The organism is Halomonas sp. SpR1 (assembly GCF_031010175.1).
In the GTDB taxonomy this organism is placed as follows: domain Bacteria; phylum Pseudomonadota; class Gammaproteobacteria; order Pseudomonadales; family Halomonadaceae; genus Vreelandella.
The window spans coordinates 1-1,042 of sequence record NZ_JAUAMB010000085.1; the positions used below are offsets into that span (position 1 = coordinate 1).

Below are 1,042 nucleotides of genomic sequence, written 5' to 3' on the forward strand. Positions count from 1 at the left end.
GACTTCTCAATCCACCTTCATTGGCTTACACGACGCTCCTCTACCGCTCATTCCTAAGAATGAACCCGTAGCTTCGGTACCTGGTTTAGCCCCGTTACATCTTCCGCGCAGGCCGACTCGACTAGTGAGCTATTACGCTTTCTTTAAAGGATGGCTGCTTCTAAGCCAACCTCCTAGCTGTCTGAGCCTTCCCACATCGTTTCCCACTTAACCAGGATTTCGGGACCTTAGCTGACGGTCTGGGTTGTTTCCCTTTTCACGACGGACGTTAGCACCCGCCGTGTGTCTCCCACGCGTTACTCACCGGTATTCGGAGTTTGCCTCGGGTTGGTAAGTCGGGATGACCCCCTAGCCGAAACAGTGCTCTACCCCCGGCGGTACTACGTGAGGCGCTACCTAAATAGCTTTCGAGGAGAACCAGCTATCTCCGAGCTTGATTAGCCTTTCACTCCGATCCACAAGTCATCCAAATCTTTTTCAACAGATCCTGGTTCGGGCCTCCAATTGATGTTACTCAATCTTCACCCTGCTCATGGATAGATCGCTCGGTTTCGGGTCTATATCCAGCGACTGTGTCGCCCAGTTAAGACTCGGTTTCCCTACGGCTCCCCTATACGGTTAACCTCGCCACTGAATATAAGTCGCTGACCCATTATACAAAAGGTACGCAGTCACAGAACAAGTCTGCTCCTACTGCTTGTACGCACACGGTTTCAGGATCTATTTCACTCCCCTCTCCGGGGTTCTTTTCGCCTTTCCCTCACGGTACTGGTTCACTATCGGTCAGCCAGGAGTATTTAGCCTTGGAGGATGGTCCCCCCGTCTTCAGTCAAGGTTTCTCGTGCCCCGACCTACTCGATTTCACATGATCAGATTTTCGACTACGGGGCTATCACCCGCTACGGCCACGCTTCCCAGCGTGTTCGCCTAATCAGTCACATGCTTAAGGGCTGGTCCCCGTTCGCTCGCCGCTACTAGGGGAATCTCGGTTGATTTCTTTTCCTCAGGGTACTTAGATGTTTCAGTTCCCCTGGTTCGCCTC

General features: G+C 52.6%; 1 rRNA gene. It reads right to left on the reverse strand.

The features are described from left to right. Positions 1-1,042, reverse strand: a 23S ribosomal RNA gene (locus QT231_RS24210); the annotation flags it as partial.